This window comes from Photobacterium proteolyticum, from assembly GCF_001939735.1.
Classification (GTDB): Bacteria; Pseudomonadota; Gammaproteobacteria; order Enterobacterales; family Vibrionaceae; genus Photobacterium; species Photobacterium proteolyticum.
Genome location: NZ_MJIL01000094.1, coordinates 39,633 through 62,579, shown reverse-complemented (window position 1 = coordinate 62,579; position 22,947 = coordinate 39,633). Strand labels below are relative to the sequence as shown.

The window sequence follows — 22,947 nt, the reverse complement described above, 5'->3', positions numbered from 1 at the left end:
CGTTTTTTGGTCATTGAACACCTCTTAATGAGTGGTAACTTTACCACCTAAAATGGTGTCCGGCTTTATTAGACCACTACACTCCTCTTCAGCTATAGTGGAGGCCGTGGAGTTACATATGTAGAGTAAAGCAGCCATCACGATTACTTTTCCATCTCTCCAGCCCCTCATAGATTAGCTCCCAGTCAATGAAAAAATCGCTTTAAGCATAGGTTATTATCTGAATCCGTGTTCACGACGTAGACCATAAATAGACCGGTGGTATCAACGCATTGATCATTTTCTGGCTTTTTTGCTGCCAGCAGTTGTTAACCCCATCGCCATGGGACGACGGGTGGTTAACAGAGCATAAAGATGAGCAGCTTGTTAGAAAAAACTGAATAGGTTTGGACTGCTAGAACCTAGAACCTAGCCGCTGCCATGCTTCGCATACTTTACGGAATTGTTCGGCATCACCGTTAGGTCTGTCAGGGTGCCAGCGCAGGGCAAGTTTCCGCCATTGGCGACGAATCTGACTGGCTGTTGCATCAGCAGGGAGCTCCAGAATAGCTAGATCCTGATGGTTGCCGCTTGAAATCGATGCAGATGAAGCACTTTGTGAAGAGCCGATATGGCTTTGGTAGCGACGCCAGAATGAAGACAGCAAGGCTTTAACGGCTTCGGCATCCGTGTTGTAGTTACGCCAGTCGAGATAGTAGCTTCTTAACGGATCGTCAACATCGATCTGGTTATGGTCAGAAGCCAAATTATGTGACAAGCGAATGTCCATCGCCTGAGCCTGAAGCCATTGCTTTGGTAGCAACATCTCCTGAAGCTGATAGAGAGCGTTCATCAAGAGAAAGTTGCGTTTAAAGAGGTCTTTTTCCGGATCGTCGTCTAGTGTTTCGAGAATATCTTGTTGTCTGAGTGCATCAGCCAAAGTATGGATCATCCAACCGGTAGGTTTCGCTTGCAGTAGCGAGATAATCGGCCAGATCAAAGGATTGTCGTATTCGGTATACTTATCTAGATCCATTGCTAATATGCTTCCCATTGAATTTAAAACCAGCGTAGCAGAAAAATGAAGGATGAAGAAGTTAGCAACTAGATTCTCGTAGTTTGGGTATAAAAGAGGCCATCAACTGATGGCCTAAATATCAGATTGAAACAAACATTATTGAGCCAGCGAATAGAAAATGGCAGAGATTGAAATTAGACCAATTACCATTACGAAGACGTTGCTCAGCGCACCAGAGTATTGTCGCATGCTAGGTACTTTATTGATGGCATATATCGGCATGATAAAGAGCAGCATAGCGATGATAGGTCCGCCAAGACTTTCTATCATTCCCAGAATGCTTGGATTGATAGTTGCAACAGCCCAAGTTGTTACTAGCATGAATAGTGCTGTAAATGTATCAAGCGCTTTGGGTTTAATCTTTTTGCCTTGGCTACGAGCGACTTTGATAACTAGACCGTTAAAGCCCTCACTGGCTCCCAGGTAATGACCAAGAAAAGACTTGGTAATCGCAATAATGGCAACGATTGGTGCTACGTAGGCGATTACCGGTGTCTCAAAATAGTTAGCAAGGTAGGTGAGAATTGAAACATTTTGCGCTTTGGCTTCTGCCAGGTTTGCCGGAGAGAGACTAAGCACGCAGCTGAAAACGAAAAACATAACAGTGGCAACCATCATTATATGGCTACGAATAAGAATACGTGAACACTGCTTTTCGGCGTTTTCTCGATACTCTTTTTGTTTGGCTACGGCGAATGAGGAAATAACCGGTGAATGGTTAAATGAGAAAACCATAACAGGAAGGATTAACCATACTGCCATGAAAATTGTATAAGCACCGCCTTCAGTTGGTATTACCTGATCGAAAATTGCACCGTTCCAGTGGGGAACTAGGTATAAAGCCAGCATCAGTAGTACAGCAACGAAAGGAAAGACTAATACACTCATTGCTTTAATAATTAGCTGCTCACCAAGACGAACAATAGCCATCAGGCCAACAATGAGAGCCAATGCTAAAACGGCACGAGAGGGTGGAGCGACATTTAACTGATGCGCCATAAAGCTTTCTACCGTATTGGTGAGTGCAACACTATAAACCAGTAATATTGGGTAGATGGCAAAGAAATACAGCAAAGTAATGACCTTGCCCATCCCCGTACCAAAGTGCTCCTCAACAACCTCGGTGATATCGGCACCGGGGTTAGAGCTGGAAAGTACAAAGCGAGTCATGCCTCGGTGAGCAAAGAAAGTCATTGGCAGAGCTAAGATTGCCATAACGACAAGAGGAATCAGGCCACCAACACCGGCGTTAATGGGTAGAAATAATGTACCGGCTCCCACAGCTGTACCATAAAGACCCAGAGCCCAAACAGTATCGTTTTTACTCCAGCCCATCTTGGCTGTTTTTATTGCAGAATGATTAGCAGTATTGTTTTTCACAGTGTCCATAATGGACATCTCCTTTTAGGTATAATGTCTATAGCCTTCAAAGGGTTCAAGTCGTATATCTTCCATGCTTCGCGAAACGCGAAGGAATATAGGCAGAGCGCAGTTAGCTCTCTTTACCCTTTATTGGGATATTTAAAGAGAGCGATTCTAATTAGTTCGAATGAACAAAGAAATTAAGCTGAATGGTATTAGTGTCTGCTATATCGCTAAATTAATAAAACCTTATAAATACTTTGGAACCCTAGACGACGAAAGGAGTATAGGGGATTCTTTGTGGTACAACTATTTTTTTAATCTTGTGGCTGTTTGTTTGGATAAAGAATATGCATTTGTATCAATACCTAAAAAGAGTAGTTATGAAATAGCGTGAGCGATGGTGAAGAGTTGTTACAAGTTAGAATAATTAAATTTGTAGCTGCTGTATTAGTGAGCTATTAATTATTGGTGTTGCGAATATAACAGGGTGGTAGTTGATAGCGCTATATAACAAGTACACCGATACCGTCTCAAGCAGAGGGGAATCGGTGTATATTAAGAAAATTCAGTGTGGAAAATTAATCATCTTTAACCGAAAGAATAAATTTTCCTGGATTACGAGCACCAATACTTTTTAGGATCTTTCCGTCCATTTGCATATGTGCAAACCAATATGGGGCTTGATCGGTTAGAAATGCGTTACTCTTTTTCATCATATCGTAGATAGCATATGATCTTGCCTGACCAAGTGCGACACCATGCAGATTACGCTCATAGACAGACACATCATTGATATCTTCCAAGAGGGCATTTTTTAAGTGCAGGTTTCTAGGGCCCCAATCGATATAGTCAACAATGCGTTGAGTTAGCCTCTTTTCCCACTTCTCGAGTACAGTAGGCAGAAACTCCATCGAGTAGCTGACATCGGCGCATGCAAAATACTCCTCGCGCTGATCATTTTCTCGGAACCTTGTCATGACCAGTTCCAAAGCGTCATCATAGCAGTTTGTAAAGTGGTTACATATAGCGAATTGACTGATGCCGCGTAACATCCCCAGCAAAACGCCTTCGTCAGGCTCTTTATAGCCAGCATCACTTAAACGCATGCGGGTTACGTTCGCCATAGTGATAGCATGCTGCCACATTTTCGGGGCGATAAGCTTTGTATTGCTGTCTGCCCACTTAAGGAGTGGCTTTGTCATCAGAACAGGGTAAAGCATCCGGCAGTTATCAACCCCGATAAAGCCGATGGCTGTTTTGGGATCGGATATCTTCCTTGGTGTCTTCCCCATTTGCTTACAGAACTGCGTGTTATTAACAAGTTCAAGAATGTTAGTGCCCAGGGAATTATAGAGAATCGCAAGTGAGCCAAGTTTTTGAAAGTTAAGTGTGGGTGTATATGCAAACGAGGCAAAATCAGCAAAGCCAGAGTGAAGATTCAGCAGTCGTGCAATGTCCATTTTTTCAAAGCGGGATTCCATGACATTTTGCGCTGTTTTCTGAACCAGTTCGAGGATCTTTTGATGGCGCTGCTGCTTGACGATATTTTCAGCTCGGCGTTCTAGAACTTTATCGGTTTCACAGTTAAGCAAAAGGCGTTGATTATCTGTAACACGTTCTTTTTCGTAGAGAATAATGGTGTCACAAAATTCACCCTCACGGCTTAATACATGATCAACATCATCTTGGTTGACTAAATATTGTAGGCTCACCATCCACTTAGCGTGTCGGCTATTTACCTGGCGACTAATTTCTGATGCTGCGGCTTGTGCTTCTTTGGTGTAGCGCTTGTCAGAAAAAACCGACTCTATCACGTATTCCCCCTAGATGGTGCTATATCTACAACGTTAGAAAATCATTTCTTATAAGTATGGCGCTACTATATGCCATAGCCAAGAAATATGGAATATTGGTTCATCGTTATTGTTCGATATATCAGCACGTATAAAGAGGGGATGATTAATGATTGACCGGTTAGGAGCCATCTAGGTAATAACCATAAAAAAAGGAAGGCTTATTGCCTTCCTTCATGATGTCGTAAACTTAGCCAGTGGCTTAATCGCGGAAGTTATCGAACTGGAAAGGCTGGTCTAGTTCAGCCTCGCGAACAAGCGCCATCGTGGCCTGAAGATCATCACGTTTCTTACCCGTGACGCGGACTTTATCACCTTGGATGGAAGCTTGTACTTTCAGCTTTGAGTCTTTGATGAGTTTAACCAGTTTTTTCGCAACGGCAGTTTCAATGCCCTGTTTGAAAGCAACGCTACAGGTGAAAAGTTTTCCCGAACGAACCGTTTCTTTCTGCTCCATTGATTGGGCATCAACATAGCGCTTGGCAAGGTTGCTACGGAGAATTGAAACGAGCTGAGTGATTTGAAAGTCAGACTCAGACGTGACTTTTACAACTTCTTTATCCAGTTCGAAGCTAGCTTCGACACCTCGGAAGTCAAAACGGGTATCGAGTTCACGTGACGAGTTGTCTACTGCATTTCGTACTTCAACTAAATCGACTTCAGAAATAATATCAAAAGATGGCATTTGCTCAATCCTAATCCGTAATTGTCATATTCACCGGCGAGTATATCAAAATTTAGTCATCAGTGACGGATTCGCCGATATATCCGGTCACTGCACTTGTTAATTTATAGCTTAGTTGCGCGCTTTGATGGCGTCTGCCAGCATATCAAGCATGGCGACAGTATCCGTCCAGTTTATGCATGGGTCTGTAATTGATTGACCGTATGTCAGTTTATCAAGCTGCTTGATATCGACTGCCTGCGTACCTTCTTCGATAAAACTTTCTGCCATGATGCCGGCGATGAAGTTGCTTCCAGACTTTATTTGTTCACAAATATCAGCAGCAACATCAAGCTGGCGCTTGTGCTGTTTCTGGCAGTTGCCGTGGCTGAAATCAACAACAAGCCGAGTCGGCAGGTCAAAGGAGGCTAGTGTTTCACACGAGGCACTAATATCTTCCTGATGGTAGTTTGGCATTTTACCGCCCCGAAGGATGACGTGGCCGTATGGGTTACCAGAAGTACGATAGATAGTCATCTCGCCATTCTTGGCCGGTGAGCAGAAAACGTGAGGCTCACGGGTGGCACGGATAGCATCAACTGCAATTTTGATATTACCGTCGGTACCATTCTTAAAGCCGACCGGACAAGAAAGGGCAGAGGCCATTTCTCGGTGAATCTGAGACTCGGTAGTACGGGCTCCAATTGCCCCCCACGAAATTAGATCTGCCAGGTATTGTCCTGTGATCATATCCAGAAACTCAGTGGCTGTTGGCATGCCTAGCTTGTTGATATCGACCAACAGTTTACGGGCAGTATGCAAACCTGTTACCAGATCCAGACTACCATCCAGATGCGGATCGGAAACCAGCCCTTTCCATCCAACCACAGTGCGCGGCTTTTCAAAGTAGGTGCGCATTACGATACACAGTTCGTCTTTGTATTTGTCTTGAATACGCATTAGACGCTGTGCATAGTCGAGAGCTGCTTCAGGATCATGTACCGAGCAAGGACCAACGATTACCAGCAGCCTAGAATCTTGTCCCGTTAAAATCGCTTCAACCTGGCGGCGAGAGTTCGCGACATGCTCTGCAATTTCATCTGTAATCGGGTAAGCGGCTTCAACCTCTGCAGGAGTTGGCATTAGCCCTAGGCTAACCGTGCGGAGTTCATCTGTTTTCATTGGCATAATACGTTTGCCTATCTCGGTAACTCAAAAAATAACGACGCGTAAAGATAGCCCAAAAGACAGCAGGAATAAACCAAACTTGTGATATGACTTAAGTTTTTATCTCATTTGACCGCGCTTTTGTAAGCATAGAGGGTGTCATGCTGTGTGATCGTTACTAAGCTGAGATGAATTGGTCGAAAAAATGTGTCTAACCCCTTGAACCGGGATGTAACAGGAGTGAGAAACGCCTTGGTATAACTTATGCAGCTTAAGTAAATATATTTTCACTTTTGTATGTTTCTACTTGCCATGCGGAGAATGAAAAAGTAATGTCGAACATGACACAAGGAAGATTGTTAACAGGCACTTAGTGGTGATTATATTGATTGGTCAGTATTACCTCGCATAATTTGGCAGGGCTGGCTTTTTAGTTATTCATTCACTGTAGGCAACTTTGTTTTAGCCTGCGCGTATTTGATACAACTTCCTGACTTTGGCGTAAATTTGTAGTAGTGGTGCCGTATGACAAACAACAATCAGTCTGGATTTTCTTTCACCGAAATATTATTAGATCCTGCTCAGCTGGAGCAGTCGACTGCTACCATTGGCTTAGTGTCGATGGATGGCCTTATTAATAGCGCGATTGGTATTCACCCCTATGCTGTTGCAGAAACAACCAAGCTTACTGAACAACAGCAGCAAGTCGTGTTAGAAGCGGCAGGCGATTATGAATCACCGACTGAATGGTATGTGACAACACTGACGAATATATTGGTCGAAGCGGCAAAGAACGCAGATAACAAACCACTGCGAGTTAGGTTGTCAGGTGCGGATTCACATTATCGACGAACACTGCCTGGCAGCGAGCTGGAAGCAATAGAAGTGAATCCTTTGATTGGGCTGCGTGGCGTTTCCCGGTTTGCTGATCTGTCGCACCGAAAGAGTTTTAATCTGGAATGCGAAGTGATTAAGCGAGCAAGAAACTCGGAAGGGATGGCCAATATCGAGCTGGTGGTGCCTTTTGTTCGAACGTGCAGTGAGGCTGCAACTGCGATTGACTTGCTGGCAGAGCAGGGGTTGTGCCGAGGAGCAAATGGGCTGAAGGTTCACCTGATGTGTGAGCTGCCAGCCAATGCCTTGATGAGCGAAAAGTTCCTGCCGTATTTTGATGGCCTTGTGATCGATATTGATCAGCTGGGTCAGTTTGCGCTCGGACTCGATCAAGAGCATAAATCTCTTAACTATTTACATGACGATCAGAATGAAGCTGTATTGCAGCTAGTCAAACATGCCCTCAAAACGGCAGAAAGTGCCGGTAAAGTGTGTGAGGTTGTGAGCCATTACATTCATAAGGCACCGAAGTTGCAAAAATGGTTGTTGGAGCATGAAGTGCAATCGGTGATCAGCCAGTAGGGGCATGTCATTGTCGATAGTAAGTCGATATTAATACGTAACATCAAGCCGGCATTTTCTCTGCCGGCTTTTTCGTATGGCTATGCCGTTTTGAGGTTGGTTATGAAGAGCAGCTCACTTCAAGCTCTTTTCCCCACTGTGGTGGCAGTGCTGCGTAGTTCTCATACTCAGGATGTTCAGAATAAGGGCTCCCCAACACCAACAAGAGTTGGTCAACCATACTGAAGTCACCTTTGTCTGCAAGCTCAATGGCTTGCTGGGCAAGGTAGTTTCTCAAGATATATTTAGGGTTCGCTGCTTGCATCTGCTTGAGCCTGGTCTGATCGTCTGCTGACTCAAGTTCCAGGCGCTCTGCATAATGCTGCAACCATTGTGATAAGGCTGCTGTACAAGTAAATAGCTCTTCAAACTGCGGGGTGCTGTCGGTCAATGCATCTTTTGGGATCGTTGAAAGCGTTCTGAAAAACAAGGTGTAATCGACCGCCTGACTGGCCAACAGGCTAAACATTTCACTGTACAATGCAGAGTCCTGCTCTAGCTTTTCTGCCAACCCGAGCTTGCTACGCATTTTTTGACTGTAGTATTGCTGGAGCTGTGGTTGATAGGTATTCAGAGCTTCATCAATCAGAGCCTTGTCGATGAGCGGAGAGAAGGCATAACCTAACGCCGAAAGGTTCCATAGTGCAATGGAGGGCTGCTGGTTGAAGGCGTATCTGCCAGAATAATCAGAGTGGTTACAAATAAAGCCTGGGTTATAGTCGTCGAGAAATCCGTATGGACCGTAATCAAAGGTCAGCCCCAGCACCGACATATTATCGGTATTCATTACTCCGTGAGCAAACCCAACGGACTGCCAGTCAGCAATCATTTCGGCGGTCAGGCTGATAATTCGGTGGAACAGCGCCGCATAGCGGTTTGGTACGTTTTCTTCTTGTTTCAGCAAATCTGGAAAGTGGTGCTTGATCAGATAATCCGCCAGAAGTTTCAGTTCGGCATGTTGGCTGGTATAAAACAGGTATTCAAAGTGACCAAACCTCAGATGGCTCTCGGCTATTCGGATAAGGGTCGAGCCTCGTTCGACTTGTTCTCGATAGACAGGTGTTGCGCTGCTGAGTATGGCAAGGGCATGAGTCGTTCTTATGCCAAGTCCATGCATTGCGGCACTGGCTAGGTACTCGCGTATACTTGAACGCAATACGGCCCGTCCGTCACCTTGGCGAGAGTAGGGGGTAGTACCCGATCCCTTAAGGTGGACATCCCACTTGTTGCCCTGGCTAGTCAGCACTTCCCCCATGAGCAGCCCCCGTCCGTCACCAAGATCCGGGTTGTATTGACCAAACTGGTGGCCGGTATACTTCATGGCGATGGGACAGAAGCCGGGTAGCTCATCGTTACCGGTAAACAGGTCGACGAAGAAATCAGTACTTGCCTCGCTGACATCAAGTTCGAGCAAGTCGCAAATTCCCGGGTTGATACTGACGAGAAACGGATCAGCCAGTGGTTGCGGGTTGATCTGGGTGCCGAAAACTGAAGGCAGTTCACTGTAGGTATTGTTGAACTTAAGTTCGGTAAGAGTTCGCATCGAGCCAGCCTAGATTTGTGATTTATTACTGACAGACTAGCAACTTGCCCGTCGGTAACAAGAGACAAAAAGTAGGGCTATTCGAAATGATGCAGGTAACAACCAAGGCCGTTGTATCAGCTGACCAATGTTAATCGTGCTCTCATCGACTAGCCCTGTATCAGTTTAAGAATAGTCCGGCGAGATATAAGTGGACAGTTAGGTGATTGGTTCAATATCAACCACTTTTGAGCGGTTCATGATGATCTTCCAGCGCTGGATCCTTACGGTTTTATCTTCATCCGTTTCTCGTGTGATCAGGTTGATCAGGTGGCGTTTTTCCACGGATTCTTTCGATACCTGGCCGTCTTTTAGCTGATAGATTTTTTGTGAGCCTCGCTCCATCAGTTTGGTTACCACTCTGAGGTCAAGAATAATCGACTCTCGGCTTTGTTCGTAACCTGTCATAAACTTGGTGGTCGACATACGGGTAGTACTTTTGTAATGCAGGATGGTTTCTTCTCGTTGCGATACCTTGTGTTTTCTGACTTTCTTTATTTCGTCATCAATCTTGCTGTAATTAATATATTCCAGCCACTCGAGCTGGCGTCCAATTAACCGGTTTGAGTTAGCGTCAAAAAACTGCTTACGCCATTTGGGCTTTCCTTTTCGCACCCAGCGCCAGAGCATGACCTTGAGATCGTCCTTAAATACCTCGCGGGCAGCGTAGATAAAGGCCAGTACAAGAATGAACGAAGCTGTAATGTCTCCCAGTACACCACGAGCCTGGATCAACATCAGGGTGACAAATATCATCACAAAGCCTGCTGCAAACCCTGTCACAACCTTTTTGGTGTTTTTACCCAGCTCAATGGTTTTCTCTTTCATCGTTACCGGATATTCAATCAGGCGTCTTAACAAGCGCATCTTATTGGACATTCGGGTTTGGTCTTTGGTTGCTTTGCTGGAATTGTAATTATTGTCGATGCGGTGTTGGGTTTCCTTCTCGCAAATTGCAATCAGCATTGCTTTGATCTCCGAGTAGTCGCTAGTGCGAGGCAGGTGGGAGATCAACGACAGGCAGCGTTGTTCGGTAAACCACGACAGGTAGTTATCAATGTTCTCGTAGTATTTCAGCAGCTTTTTATCGCTAGGTACGTTACGACGTAACCTTTTCAGGATGCGCACTGCAAGCTCGGCAACCTCTTCGACTTCGCCGAGTGTTCGTTCCTGTTTATCTTCCAGTAGCTGGTGGGCAGTTTGCTCAAGAGCCAAAGCATACTGGTAAGCATATAAACTTAGACTAAGGCGGTATTGTTCCGTCGAGAGCTTGCCGCGGCTGGCAAGCCGGCTATGCACCAAAGGGAGGTGGTTCACATCACTGTAATAGGTACGTTTGCCGAGAATGGCATTATGGTAGAACTCATCTTCCGAAATAATATTGGAGTTCAGGCCTAATTCGCCAGGCACAAAAATGTAGAGATCTAGCTGTCGATTGGTTGTTTCTTGAATAACATGGGAAATTTTAACTTTATGCCCGTCTTTCTTTTCAACAGTGATCACTATGTTTTAATACCTCGAGGAGAAAATGATTTTGTGGTTTGAGTCAACTGATCGCTGAGCTTAACTCATGTTTGACAATAATATCAGCGATGAGACTAATTTTAGATGAATTAACAATTTATTAGCAGAGCTAATAACGAATTACCGCGTTGAAAGGATGAAAAGTAGTCAATTTAGTGAAGATAGGTCAGGCGTGATGAACCAACATCACGTATAATGCGCGGCCTAAAGAATATGAAGATAGCGATTACCGTGTATTGGCAACATGTGGGCCAGAGATGCGGATTTGATAATCGAGTTTTATTTACCCAGAGAGTGTCGAAGAAATGATTAAAGTAGGACAATACAACACGTTAGAGGTCGTCAAGCGAGTAGATTTTGGCGTTTTCCTTGATGGTGGTGAAGACTTTGGCAATATCTTGTTGCCGAAATCCTCTGTTCCGGCAGGCACTGAATTGGGAGATAAACTAGAAGTCTTCATTTACTTTGATTCGGAAGATGACATTATCGCGACGACTGAACAGCCATTGGCACAGGTGGGTGATTTTGCATTGTTGCGTGTTGTTGGCATCTGTGGCGTTGGTGCATTTGTTGACTGGGGTCTGAACAAAGATTTGCTGGTACCGTTTAGCGAACAGCGTCGCCGCCTTGAAGTTGGTCAGGACATCATGGTCCGTATTTATACCGACAAGGCATCTGGCCGCATTGTGGGTTCGACAAAGTTCAACCGCTTCCTAGATAAAACGCCGGCAAACTACAAGGTTGGTCAGGAAGTGCAGGTGATGATTGCTGAAGTGACCGATCTTGGCTATAAGGCCGTGATTGAGGAAGCGCACTGGGGCCTGATCTTCAAAACTGAAGCATTCGGAAAACTGTTCCCGGGCAAGAAACTGAAGGCTTACATCAAAGAAATCCGTCCGGATGGCAAAATTAACCTTTCCCTGCAGAAAGCAGGTAAAGGCAAGGTTGATGATTTGGCGGATAAGATCCTGACGACGCTAGAGCGGAAAGGCGGTTTTGTTCCGCTAAGTGACAAGTCTTCACCGGACGCTATTTTCAAAGAATTCCGTACCAGTAAAGCGACTTTCAAGAAAACGATCGGAGGCTTGTACAAGCAAGGTCTGATCGTTATCGAGAAAGAAGGTATCCGATTGAACGACAACTAAAGTTATTTCTAAGCCGGTGATATTCACCGGCTTTTTTGTGACTACTGGCGTATTATACTGCCAATTATGCATGTATGTTTGTAGCAACTAATAGAAGCCTACAAACGAGGGCATAATATGCAAGGAAGTAGATTGTCAAAGCTCGCAGCTTTGATCGCGTTATCGGTTGCAGCGCCGGCGATGGCGGCAGATGTTCCTGCTGGTGTGACCTTAGCAAAAGTACAAGAAATTGTCCGTGGTAACGGTGACGAGGTGCCGACACTCGATCCTGCATACTCTTCAGATAACGCCAGTTCCCGAGTCATTCAGGACATGTTTGAAGGCTTGGTGACACAGGATCTCAATGGCGACATTGTTCCTGCACTGGCAACTCGTTGGCAGGCATCAGACGATCGTAAAGTCTTCACGTTTGAGTTGCGTGACGATGTTAAGTGGTCAAACGGCGAGCCGATTACGGCTCATGACTTTGAGTACAGCTTTAAGCGAGTTATCGATCCGAAAACAGCTGCACCTTATGCCTGGTATTATTCAACCGCGCATATCGCCAATGCGGACGCTATTAGTCGTGGCGAGAAGGCTGTAGACAGCCTAGGTGTCAAAGCTATTGATGACAGAAAGTTACAAATTACCCTCGATAAGCCGGTGCCGCATTTCACGAAAATGCTGGTTCATGAGTCGATGTTTCCGGTAAACCGTAAGGCACTTGAGACTTATGGAGACCGGTGGACCAAGCCAGAGAATATCGTCACCAGCAGCGCCTACAAGCTCTCGAATTGGGTGGTTAACGAAAAGCTTGTTCTGGAGCGAAGCCCGTCATACTGGAATGATACTAAAACGGTCATTAATAAAGTCACTTACCTGCCAATCCAGGATCTCAAATCAGAATACAACCGTTACCTCACTGGTGAAATTGATATTACCTCTTCCTTCCCGTTGGAATTGTACAATACCATCAAGAAACAGCGCCCGGATGAGTTGCTGACGGTACCTTCCTTAGGTACCTATTATTACTTATTCAATATCGGTCAAGCGCCGTTTGATGATGCGCGAGTTCGTAAAGCGCTTGCCTACGCCCTTGATCGTGATGTGATTACGCAAGTTATTCTCGGCCAGGGTCAGCCACCAGCCTATGGTGTGACGCCTGGATCGGTCGCCGGTTTTGATGCTCCTGAATTAGCATGGAGTGAGATGAACCAGAAAGAGCGAATTATTAAAGCTCAGCAGTTAATGGCAGAAGCCGGCTATGACAAGACGAACCCGCTTAAGTTTGAGTTAGCTTATAACACTAACGAGTCACATAAGAAACTGGCAATCGTAATGGCTTCGATGTGGAAGAAGACTTTGGGGGTAGAGGTAGAACTGGCCAATCAGGAGTGGAAGACATTCTTGCAGAAGCTTAGGCAGAAAGACTTTACCGTCGCACGTTATGCCTGGATGGGGGATTACAACGAAGCCTCGACATTCCTGTCTTACTTTGAAACAAGCGGCATGAATTACTCGAAGTGGAGTAATGAGGCCTTTGACAAAGCGATGCAACAGGCATCGACAGCATCAACAGACAATGAGCGTATCAGCTATTATCAGCAGGCCGAAAAAGTCTTCGCTCAGGAGATGCCGGCAATTCCTGTCTATCACTACACACGGACAGTACTTAAGAAGCCTGAGGTTGGTGGTTATTCGTTGAAGAATGCCTCGGAAAGTCGATACACCCGTGATTTGTATATCACGAAGTAACGCTTTTTCTGTTTAACAAGCGATGAAAAGCTGGGCATCATTGCTCAGTTTTTTCTTTGTGCCTGTCTTTCTGTTTTGCTTATAAAAATGTCAGCAGTTGCTTAGTTGGGTACATTATCTATTCTGCTGAAACCTTTGCGATATTAGCGACATATGTTGTGAAGTGTCTCCATGATAACTGTTTCTGAGCACGAAGGATCTTTGCGATTTGATAGAGTTGCCAGTGAATAAGTTGGATAGGGTTAGGTTCATGCATAAAGCGAAAATTGCCATTTTGTTTTTGATGTCGGCACTGCTGGTTGGCTGTGCGTCGAGTGGACAAAATGAAGTATCCCAAAGGAAAGTTGATGCCTTTTTGAATGAGACTCAAGAGCAGCTTGAGCACTTTATTACGGCCGAAGAAGGTATAGTAAATAGAGAAGAACAACAAGTGATTGTAATTCTCAGCGGTGATAAGAGTTTTCGTCATGGAAGTTCAGAGGTAAGGACTAACGGATTGGCCGTACTGGAAAAGATCTCGAACTATTTGTCGGAGAACCAAAAGTCTACCATCTTTGTTGTCGGCCATACCGACAGTACTGGGTCGGCTGAGTTTAACCAACAGTTGTCAGAGGATAGGGCACTTGCAGTGACTGAATTTTTTATTGCGCAGGGAATTGATTCAAAGAGGGTTAACAGTTTTGGCGTAGGTGAGTGGAGTCCAATCGCAAGCAACGAGCAGGCATCGGGACGGCAGGAGAACCGTCGTATCGAAGTGCGAATCACCCCAAAATTTGACTTGTTCAAGTAGTCAAAACACTAACCATATAAAAGAAAAGGAAGCCATCGGCTTCCTTTTCATTATGCGACTATTCACTACATACAGAGCAGTGAGGTTGTCTGCTGAGCTTCATTTCCCGCCAGCTCATACTCATTGCGTCGAGCATCAAAATTTTCCCGCTGAGCGGCTGACCCATGTTCGCGACGACCTTTATTGCTTCCATCGCCTGAACAGCACCGACAATGCCGACAACAGGCGACATGATACCGGCTTCCACACAGCTCAAAGCCTGCTCGCCGAAGAGGGCGCTCAAGCACTGGTAGCAAGGCTCGTCAGTGTGATAGGTGTAGACACTGATCTGGCCTTCCATACGAATCGCTGCACCAGAGACAAGAGGTGTTTTGCTCTGAAAGCACAGACGATTGAGCTGGTTGCGGGTGGAGACGTTGTCGCTGCAGTCGAGAACAATAGAATGTTGCTCAATCAGCGCTAGTAGCTCCTCATCATCGAGACGTTTGGCGATAGTATCAATCTGAGTATTAGGATTGATAGTTGCCAGAGCCTGCTTGGCAGATTCGACCTTTAAGCAACCCACGGTACTGTCGTTATGCAGTACCTGGCGCTGAAGGTTAGATACTTCGACCTTGTCGTCATCGATCAAAGTCAGCTTCCCGACACCGGCGGCGGCCAGGTATTGGGTAGAGGCACAGCCGAGGCCGCCAGCACCAAGGATCAACATCGAGGAAGCTTTTAAAGCTTCCTGACCGTCAAAATCAAACTGCTTGAGAATGATTTGACGGTTGTAACGCAGCATTTCTGCATCGGTTAGTTCTACCACCGTGTTTTCCTGTCCGGTAAAGGTTAATACATAGTGTGGTTGAATAGCTCGATTGTTACCTCTTCGCCAGGCATAACGCGACCGCGTTCCTGCTCGAGAACAACAAAACAGTTAGCCTGATGCATCGAGCTGAAAGCCCCCGAACCTTGGTTACCCGTTGTGGCTACTTCAATCTGGCCCTCAGGGCTGATTTGGTAAATACCACGTTGGAAGTCAGTTCGGCCTGGGCGTTTTTTGAATACTGTTGTCGTTTTGGCTTTAAGGCGTTGAGGTGGCTGATACTGGCTGTGGCCAGCAAGCTTGGCTATCATTGGCTGAACTAGCTGATAGAGCGTCAGCATAGCTGATACAGGGTTACCCGGCAGGCCGCAGAACCAAGTGTCTTTGATGGTACCGAAGGCGAAAGGCTTACCCGGCTTCATGGCAATTTTCCAGAAACCAATTTCACCTTGCTCGTCGAGGATATCTTTGGTGTAGTCAGCTTCACCCACACTTACGCCACCAGAAGTAACCAGTACATCGGCTTTGGTTGCTTTATCAAAGGCTTCGCGCAGTTTTTCCGGGTTATCCGGGATGATGCCAAGATCAATCACATCACAGCCAAACTTTTCTAGTAGTGCACGGATACCATAGCGGTTGCTGTCATAGATCTGACCGGCTTCAAGCGGCTCACCGACAGAACGCAATTCGTCACCGGTTGAAAAGAACGCAACGCTAGGGCGACGGTAAACACTGACAGTGGCAATGCCCAGTGAAGCCAGCAATGGCATTTCGCGAGCAGTTACGCGATTACCCTTGGACACAACCACATCACCTAAACGGACGTCATCACCGATAGGGCGGACGTTATCGTTAGCTGGTGGCTTAATCAGAAATCGAATGGAGTCGCCGTCAACTTCGGTTTCTTCCTGCATGATAACCGTGTCGGCACCTTTAGGCATTTGGGCACCCGTCATGATGCGGATACATTGCCCTTCGCCGCAAACACCCTCAAACGGGATACCGGCAAAAGATTTACCCGCCATCGTCAAAGTGTCAGACTTTTCGAGGCCAGCACTGCGTAGCGCATAGCCGTCCATTGCCGAGTTGGCAAAAGGCGGTACGTTGATTGGAGAGAGAATATCTTCGGCGATCACCTGTCCCATCGCTTCAGACAACGAAACAGTTTGTACTGTTTCCAGTGGCTTAACTTCTGCCAAAATTTTGGTCAGAGCGGTTTCAATAGGCATCAAGCCTGGCGCGTCACAACATCCCATAAGTGGTATCCGTTATAAGTCATTAGCTTATTATGATTTGCATAAGGAATTATTATGACAAAAAAAACGGTTCATCACTAATACCTTAGTAAATTCGTAGTGTATTTTGTGTCATTTACAGGTATCCTGCGGGCTGAATTATCGCTGGCAGTTGATTTCGGGCATTTAAACAGCATTACGCCCAGGCCGGTTGGAGGGAAAGAATGACAGCATTAAGTGAATCTGCATTGAAGGTGCGTCAGGCACTGGTAGAGCGCGGACTTGAAACACCTATGACTGACAAGGTGGTAAGCCGCGAGGAGAAGAAAGAGCGAATTGAGTATCACATGCGTGAGATCCTGGAGCTGCTTTCGTTAGACTTATCAGATGACAGCCTGATGGAAACGCCGCAGCGCATCGCCAAGATGTATGTGGATGAAGTGTTCTCTGGTCTGGATTATGCCAATTTCCCTAAAATCACCGTTATCGAAAACAAGATGAACTGTGATGAGATGGTTCGAGTTAAAGATATTACGCTGACCAGTACCTGCGAGCACCATCTGGTAACTATCGACGGCAAGGCGACAGTGGCCTATATTCCTCGAGGCAAAATTATTGGTCTGTCGAAGATCAATCGTATTGTCCGTTTCTTTGCTCAGCGTCCGCAGGTACAGGAGCGCATGACCCAGCAGATTTTGGTTGCTCTTCAGACATTGCTGGAAAGCGATGATGTGGCGATTACCATGGACGCGACGCACTACTGCGTGAAAGCACGCGGCGTCATGGACGCAACCAGTTCGACCACTACGACTGCGCTGGGTGGTATTTTCAAGCGCAACCCAGCGACCCGAGCAGAATTTCTGAACGGCCTTCGTTAGAGTTAGACATGATCGTCTAGCATGAATTTACTAAATGCCAGTTGGGTTACCAGCTGGCTTTTTTGTCTCCGAGCCTTGTTTATCTATGGATTTGATTAAGCTTTCCCGAATCAGTATGAAACACCTGGTCACGCTGCATGTGATGCTGGATACGCTGAGCGTAACAGCCAGTGCAGAGCGCTTGTGCCTGAGTCCTTCCTCCGTAAGCAAAACCTTGGCACAGCTCCGGGAAAGTCTCAATGACGAGCTCTTTTATCGCCATGGCAATCAGCTTGTGGCCACGCCGCTGGCGCGTCGGTTAGGGCCAACAGTTCATCAGATGATCAACGAGATGAATCAGATGCTGACTCAGGAAGCGTTTGATCCGTCCCGTTACGAAGGGCGCTTTTCTCTTGCGATGCGGGAAAGTACCTTTGAGCTGCTTGCTGCCAAGCTGAGTGCCAGAGTGCTGGCACAGGCACCGGATCTGCGGTTGGAAATCTGGTCGAAGGACAGTATGGGCTTTGAGGGGCTGACAAAAGGGCAGCTTGATTTCATTATGCTGCCGCATGATCGTAGTCAGCCGCCAAGCTCCCAGAATAACTTGGTGTGGGAAACGCTGATCGATGATGAGATGGTGTGCCTGATGAATCCGGCACACCCGTTGGTCGAGAAGTCATTAAGCATTGATGACTACCTCAGCTATGGTCATGTCAGCATCATGGATCAGGACTTGAGTGTCCCTTTTTTTGAAATGCAGTTGGCGCAGCAACACCGTAAGCGTCGGGTTGCAATAAACGTTGCTGATTTTGGCAGTGCGGCATTAATGTGCCATCACAGCGATTTGTTGTTTACCTGCTCAAAGCGGTGGGCGAGTACAGCGATGCAGGCAAAAGGCCTGATCACCAAACCTCTTCCGTTCAATTATGGCGAGGTGTCATACAGTTTGGTGTGGCACCAGCCCAGTATGAATGATCCCGCACATCGTTGGTTATACGAGCAGATTCTGGAGTGCTGCCGGGAGGCAGAGGCAACAGAGGAAATAGAGAATTAGTGATTTTCATTATCTGCCTGGCTTTCTAGGATAACTGCTGGCAAAACCACATTTCTCACGCTTAACTGGGTAAGTTGCTCGGCAAATGCTGTTATCTCTTCTTTGCTACATGTAGGCCAACTCAGTGCTTCGCCCGAAACGCCATGATGCTGGAAGGCATTGAGGCGGATGCGGGTGTTCTCATCAGGCAACATGACGAGATAGTCGGCCAGTGCTGCAATTTCTGTCTCGAAGTCGGTAATAGTCGGAATAACTAATAGACGAAGCTCGTGCAGTTTGTTGTGATGACTGAGTAAGTGGATTGACTCAAATACCCTGTGATTATCACGGCCGGTTATCCAGCGGTGAGTGTCTTCCTGCCAGGCCTTCAAGTCGATCATCGCACCATCAATATATGGGATAACTTTTTTCCAGCCGGTTTCGCTCAGGCTGCCGTTACTGTCAATCATGCAGCTTAGATGCTGAAGATCCGAATTCGATTTTATTGCCTGGAAAAGCTCAATGATGAAATTAAGTTGCAAGGTCGCTTCGCCGCCTGTAACCGTAATGCCGCTAATGAACAGGCAATTCTTGCGAATGACTGCCAGCATGTCATCAACGGTATACTGCCGTGTTTTCGGGCTCGACTGGCGAGGGCAGACAGCAAGGCAGGTATCACAATGGGTGCAAGCATCGTTGTTCCAGCGTATTTGGTCTTTTCCTTTTGCGTCTGTAACCATGCTAAGCGCATTAGATGGGCAATGCTCGATACAGTCACCGCAATGATCACATAGCCCGATGGTATGTGGGTTATGACAGTTCTTGCAATCGAAGTTACAGCCCTGCAGGAAAATGACGAGCCTGTTGCCAGGCCCGTCAACGCAAGAGAAGGGCAGTATTTTACTGACCGTTGCAGTAGCAAGGCGATTGCTCATGCGAAGCGACTCTTGGTTTGCGGTTTAAGATGCCGGTATTGCTGGCTGCTTCTGCGCCAAGACCGGTGGTGTTGGTGCGCGAGCCGTTTTCTTTGAACTTGGCAATATCCGAAAGCTTGATCATATAGCCTGTTACTCGGATCAAATCATTCGAATCAACGTTGGCGGTAAACTCACGCATACCCAGGCTTAGTGCACCTTTACAAAGCTGGTACATCGCCTCGGGGTTGGACTTCACCGTTTCATCGATAGTGATAATATCGCTGATACCAGATGTGTAATATTGGTGGTGTTCGGCAAGAGCCTGAATATGGCTGACAGGATCCGGCTCTGTGCCGTAAGGTATGCGGACTCCCGGTGTGACATCTAGATCGAGGCTGATCCCACCTTGAGCGTGTAGCAGCGCGCGATCATTGTAGCCGTATGTCACTGGCGTTGTTTTGACGATCTTGTTCAGTGCTGATGAAATCTGATAACCAAGCTTGTTGGCTACTTCGTCATGGCCGTAGCTTGCTTGGACCTGGTCTTTTTCGAGTAGAATATTAACGGCCTCGGCCATACCGTATATTCCGAACATAGGGGCGAATCGGGATTCATCGATTAGCTGCTCGTCGACCAGGAAGCTATCAAAGAAGTGAGAGTCTTGGTGCAAGAAGGCCGAACGGGCTTCAATCAGTTCGTACATAAGTGAGGCGTAGTGTGGCAGCGCTTTCGAGAAAAAGTCTTCCTGGCTCTGCGCTTTGAGGGCGACTTCTTTCAAGTTCATTCTAACGAGAGTGTTGGCTCCACCAGCCAGCGGGAGCGAATTGTAGCAACTTACAATACCAAACCCTTTTTCGTCATAGGTATTGGCATGTACCGGATAGTTGGCGATATGTGGCTTGCTGCATTCGCAGATATTCTTTGTTGCGATCCGAAGTAGCTCATCCGGCGTGACTGTCGGGTCGTACATAAAGGTTAAATTTGGCGCTACCTGCTTCAGTTCTGCATCAATGCGAAGGATGGTACGGCAGACAATGTTGTCTGTTGGTCCAATATTAACATGCATGAAGGCATCGGGCAGGGTGCGATCGAGCATGATCCAAAATAGCTTTAGTTTTCGATAAAGGGTGTCTTCATCGACCCCTTCGGCAAAGGGCATCAGTAAGTCGTCGAGTGGTCCGAGGTATACCGGAATGTTGGTGACCGATGGAACATGGTGGTAGATAATCGTCAGGGCGTTAATTGCTTCATCGAGATCTTTAGGTGCCGATAGCTCTAAATATCGAGAACCTTGTTGAAGGTACTTGGCATAGTCAGGCAAAACATAACGAGGTTTGAACGGCGCGTTGCCTTCGAACATATCACAGATGATGCCTTCATCCATTGCGGCCTTAACTGCGTAAGTAACTGGAACATTGGGAAGACTGGCATCGGCCTCCAAAGCCAGATAGGAAGATTTCTGCTTTGGTGTCAGTGTAGGATCGGTGACGATTTGGTGGAGTTTTGCCTGAATGGTCATAACTAATACCCATTTGAAACTTATGGTTACCACACTACCGTTTTTGATTGATTTCCTGAAGTGAAAGTCTGAAAAGCTTGCTTTTGCAAAATGGAAATCCGCATTCAAGGGTCACAAATTCACTTATACCCAAGTTACCTCGTACTGGTTGTTATTTTTCGAAATGAATAGTGTATAAACCTTCATTTAATACTAATGAGTATTTTTGTAATAGAAACGAAAGGGATAAATTAATCAAAAATTACTATTGCCCATGTTATTAATAATAAAAAAGTACTAATTATCGAATTAAGTTAATAATTTTATTGTGTGTTTTAACTTGTTGATATTAAAGTGGAATATTATTATCTGTGAAGGTGGTGGAACTATAAACTTGTCACAATGTGATTTTCTTGACTAAATTTTCACATACAGACTAATTATATAGGATGTCGTAATTAGACTGGTAATTATATGATTAAAGCAATCATGGACTGAGAGCATTAAGCGCATTCTTCCTTAAACTAAGGACTGTATATAATGTTCAAAATGATTCAGACAACTCGACTTGGGTTTAGTTTGTTTTCCCTTATGATGGTAGCCAGCCCGGTAGTGATGGCCGTCCAAAGCCAATCAAGTCAAAGTCAAGCCAGTCAAACTCAGGCAGCTCGCAGTCAGTTAGGTTGGCAGTTGCTTAATCAGCACGAATTAACCAGTCAAAATCAGTTATGCCGGGATTCCATCCAATCTAATCATTATGCTTACAACGTCTGCTTCCCTGCCGCTGTTGCAACAATCTATGCGGAGAATGACTACTTTCCAATTTGGACAGACGACGCATCACGTCAAGAACTTTTGGTTCAGTTGAAGTCATTGGTTTATGCCGAACTGGTTCCGGGATTGGCTAAGCGCCTTTTTGAACTTGAGAGCCTTGCTCAATTCCATGATCTACGAAGCTTTGATCTTCTTGCCACGGATTCTCTGTTGGTCTACCAGGCAATCATTGCCCAGATACAAGCTACCCCTAGTTTGTTGTTTAAGCACCATTATTTAACGGTTCCTTCGGGTATATCTATCGAGCGACATCATTCACTATCTGCTGCATCGATAAGGGATGAGCTCAATCGTCTTCGTCCCCAAACCAAGCGCTTCGAACGCTCGGTTGCACTTGCCGAGCGGCTTCACAGCCAGACTCCTCACCAATTGATTTTCACCGGGAACAAGCGTTTGATCAAAGAGGATCAACCCATCGTTCAAGGTCATTTGCTGCTTGATGTGCTCTATAGCTATGGCGACATTAGCCAAATTGATTATGAGGTACTGAGTGATCATGAGGAGATCAGGAATACAGGCGAGGTCACCTATGCCATTAAAGCGTTCCAGCGCCGGAACGGGCTCGAAGATGACGGTGTTATCGGTCCGGCGACAGCGAGACAGCTTGCCTTGCCTTATTCAGAGGTTGCCCGGGTAATTGCCCTGAATTTGCAGCGAAGTCGTTTCGGAACCAAAGCGGCAGACAGGCCGTTAATTCAAGTTAATATTCCGGACTATATGCTAAGGATGACTCAGCAAGACCAGGTGCTTTTTGAATCGAAGGTGATCGTTGGCAGAACAAGCCGGCCAACATATTTGTTTTCATCTTCGCTCAATACCATGGTCGTTAACCCTTACTGGAATGTGCCCACGACCATTAAGCAGGAAGATGTCATACCGAAGGTGAAAGAATCAGTCAATTACTTGGTTGAGAAGAACTTAAAGATCGTCAAAAGCTGGCGAGATCGCAGCGTTATCTTGCCAGAGCAGATCGAGTGGAGCACGGTGGATCCTGAGACCTTCCCCTACGAGTTTCAGCAAGGGCCAGGACCGGCCAATGCATTGGGAAAGGTGAAATTTCTGATGCCTAATGACTACTCCGTGTTTTTGCATGATACGCCCGCACGAAGCCTGTTTAACAAGAAAAGGCGCAATTTTAGTTCCGGTTGCGTAAGAGTAGAGAAAGCCGATGAACTGGCAGAGTTAATCTTGCAGCATCAACGTCGTGACGGAATTGCGCCTTACCATAAGATGGTCAGCGATGAGCAACAAGACACGGTGAGTCTGGCACGAAGGGTAAATGTTGACTTCATGTATCTGACAGCCTGGGTTGATGAAAATGAGCAGCTCCAGTTGCGTGAGGATATTTATGGCTATGATCGTCCCGGAGAGAAGAGTGTCGAGCCGCAATATATCACCTTGAAAGACTTCAGGTATTAGTTAGCCTGAT

The 22,947-nt window shown here is 46.1% G+C and carries 18 protein-coding genes; 7 read left to right on the top strand and 11 right to left on the bottom strand.

The genetic code is table 11. The features are described 5' to 3' along the window. Window positions 1-394 precede the first annotated feature (394 nt). The 5 genes from BIT28_RS23360 to BIT28_RS23335 all read right to left on the bottom strand — a co-directional run bounded on the left by BIT28_RS23360 (window position 395) and on the right by BIT28_RS23335 (window position 6,127). A complete protein-coding gene (locus BIT28_RS23360) occupies window positions 395-1,015 on the bottom strand; it encodes a DNA-J related domain-containing protein (RefSeq protein WP_075767357.1) in 621 nt (206 codons plus the stop codon). Window positions 1,016-1,153: 138 nt separating this feature from the next. After that, complete coding sequence (locus tag BIT28_RS23355) at window positions 1,154-2,446, bottom strand: HAAAP family serine/threonine permease (RefSeq protein ID WP_075767356.1); 1,293 nt, start codon at window positions 2,444-2,446, stop codon at window positions 1,154-1,156. A 554-nt stretch (window positions 2,447-3,000) separates the two neighbouring features. Next, the gene (locus tag BIT28_RS23345; RefSeq protein ID WP_075767354.1) at window positions 3,001-4,236 is read right to left on the bottom strand and encodes an HDOD domain-containing protein; all 1,236 of its coding nucleotides are present in this window, start codon (window positions 4,234-4,236) and stop codon (window positions 3,001-3,003) included. 241 nt (window positions 4,237-4,477) lie between these two features. Continuing rightward, on the bottom strand, window positions 4,478-4,960 hold the full coding sequence (locus BIT28_RS23340; RefSeq protein ID WP_075767353.1) for a YajQ family cyclic di-GMP-binding protein: 483 nt from the start codon (window positions 4,958-4,960) through the stop codon (window positions 4,478-4,480). 111 nt (window positions 4,961-5,071) lie between these two features. After that, entirely contained in the window at window positions 5,072-6,127 is a 1,056-nt protein-coding gene (locus BIT28_RS23335) for a 3-deoxy-7-phosphoheptulonate synthase (RefSeq protein ID WP_075767352.1), read from the bottom strand. 504 nt (window positions 6,128-6,631) lie between these two features. On the opposite strand from BIT28_RS23335, the gene BIT28_RS23330 reads away from it, so the two are divergent. After that, entirely contained in the window at window positions 6,632-7,522 is an 891-nt protein-coding gene (locus BIT28_RS23330) for a putative PEP-binding protein (RefSeq protein WP_075767351.1), read from the top strand. Between the two features lie 100 nt (window positions 7,523-7,622). On the opposite strand, the gene BIT28_RS23325 is transcribed toward BIT28_RS23330, so the two are convergent. Next, the gene (locus tag BIT28_RS23325; protein WP_075767350.1) at window positions 7,623-9,104 is read right to left on the bottom strand and encodes a protein adenylyltransferase SelO; all 1,482 of its coding nucleotides are present in this window, start codon (window positions 9,102-9,104) and stop codon (window positions 7,623-7,625) included. A 198-nt stretch (window positions 9,105-9,302) separates the two neighbouring features. Continuing rightward, window positions 9,303-10,646 (bottom strand): hypothetical protein, encoded by a 1,344-nt coding sequence (locus BIT28_RS23320; RefSeq protein WP_075767349.1) that lies wholly within the window; start codon window positions 10,644-10,646, stop codon window positions 9,303-9,305. 326 nt (window positions 10,647-10,972) lie between these two features. Between BIT28_RS23320 and BIT28_RS23315 the strand changes: the two genes are divergently transcribed. The 3 genes from BIT28_RS23315 to BIT28_RS23305 all read left to right on the top strand — a co-directional run bounded on the left by BIT28_RS23315 (window position 10,973) and on the right by BIT28_RS23305 (window position 14,336). Beyond that, window positions 10,973-11,812 carry a CvfB family protein gene (locus BIT28_RS23315; protein ID WP_075767348.1) on the top strand — a complete coding sequence of 280 codons (840 nt, stop codon included), beginning with the start codon at window positions 10,973-10,975 and terminating at the stop codon, window positions 11,810-11,812. Window positions 11,813-11,929: 117 nt separating this feature from the next. After that, window positions 11,930-13,546 (top strand): peptide ABC transporter substrate-binding protein, encoded by a 1,617-nt coding sequence (locus BIT28_RS23310; protein WP_075767347.1) that lies wholly within the window; start codon window positions 11,930-11,932, stop codon window positions 13,544-13,546. A gap of 250 nt (window positions 13,547-13,796) precedes the next feature. Beyond that, the gene (locus tag BIT28_RS23305) at window positions 13,797-14,336 is read left to right on the top strand and encodes an OmpA family protein (RefSeq protein WP_075767346.1); all 540 of its coding nucleotides are present in this window, start codon (window positions 13,797-13,799) and stop codon (window positions 14,334-14,336) included. Window positions 14,337-14,394: 58 nt separating this feature from the next. On the opposite strand, the gene moeB is transcribed toward BIT28_RS23305, so the two are convergent. Both moeB and moeA read right to left on the bottom strand, forming a co-directional pair. Then, window positions 14,395-15,144 (bottom strand): molybdopterin-synthase adenylyltransferase MoeB, encoded by a 750-nt coding sequence (gene moeB / locus BIT28_RS23300; protein WP_075767345.1) that lies wholly within the window; start codon window positions 15,142-15,144, stop codon window positions 14,395-14,397. 23 nt (window positions 15,145-15,167) lie between these two features. After that, entirely contained in the window at window positions 15,168-16,400 is a 1,233-nt protein-coding gene (moeA, locus tag BIT28_RS23295; protein WP_075767344.1) for a molybdopterin molybdotransferase MoeA, read from the bottom strand. 203 nt (window positions 16,401-16,603) lie between these two features. Here moeA and folE point away from each other — a divergent pair, with 203 nt between their 5' ends. Together folE and BIT28_RS23285 are read left to right on the top strand one after the other, a co-directional pair. Then, window positions 16,604-17,257, top strand: coding sequence for a GTP cyclohydrolase I FolE (folE, locus tag BIT28_RS23290; RefSeq protein ID WP_075767343.1), 654 nt, complete (start codon window positions 16,604-16,606; stop codon window positions 17,255-17,257). 85 nt (window positions 17,258-17,342) lie between these two features. Then, entirely contained in the window at window positions 17,343-18,290 is a 948-nt protein-coding gene (locus BIT28_RS23285; RefSeq protein ID WP_075767342.1) for a LysR family transcriptional regulator, read from the top strand. Here BIT28_RS23285 and BIT28_RS23280 read toward each other — a convergent pair. Together BIT28_RS23280 and BIT28_RS23275 are read right to left on the bottom strand one after the other, a co-directional pair. Continuing rightward, a complete protein-coding gene (locus BIT28_RS23280) occupies window positions 18,287-19,204 on the bottom strand; it encodes a YjjW family glycine radical enzyme activase (RefSeq protein WP_075767341.1) in 918 nt (305 codons plus the stop codon). The two genes, BIT28_RS23285 and BIT28_RS23280, sit on opposite strands and share 4 nt — an antisense overlap. Next, window positions 19,170-20,705: a YjjI family glycine radical enzyme gene (locus BIT28_RS23275; protein WP_075767340.1), complete on the bottom strand. Its 1,536-nt coding sequence runs from the start codon at window positions 20,703-20,705 to the stop codon at window positions 19,170-19,172. The genes BIT28_RS23280 and BIT28_RS23275 overlap by 35 nt, the downstream gene beginning before the upstream one ends. A gap of 519 nt (window positions 20,706-21,224) precedes the next feature. Here BIT28_RS23275 and BIT28_RS23270 point away from each other — a divergent pair. After that, on the top strand, window positions 21,225-22,937 hold the full coding sequence (locus tag BIT28_RS23270) for a L,D-transpeptidase family protein (RefSeq protein WP_075767339.1): 1,713 nt from the start codon (window positions 21,225-21,227) through the stop codon (window positions 22,935-22,937). Window positions 22,938-22,947 lie beyond the last annotated feature (10 nt).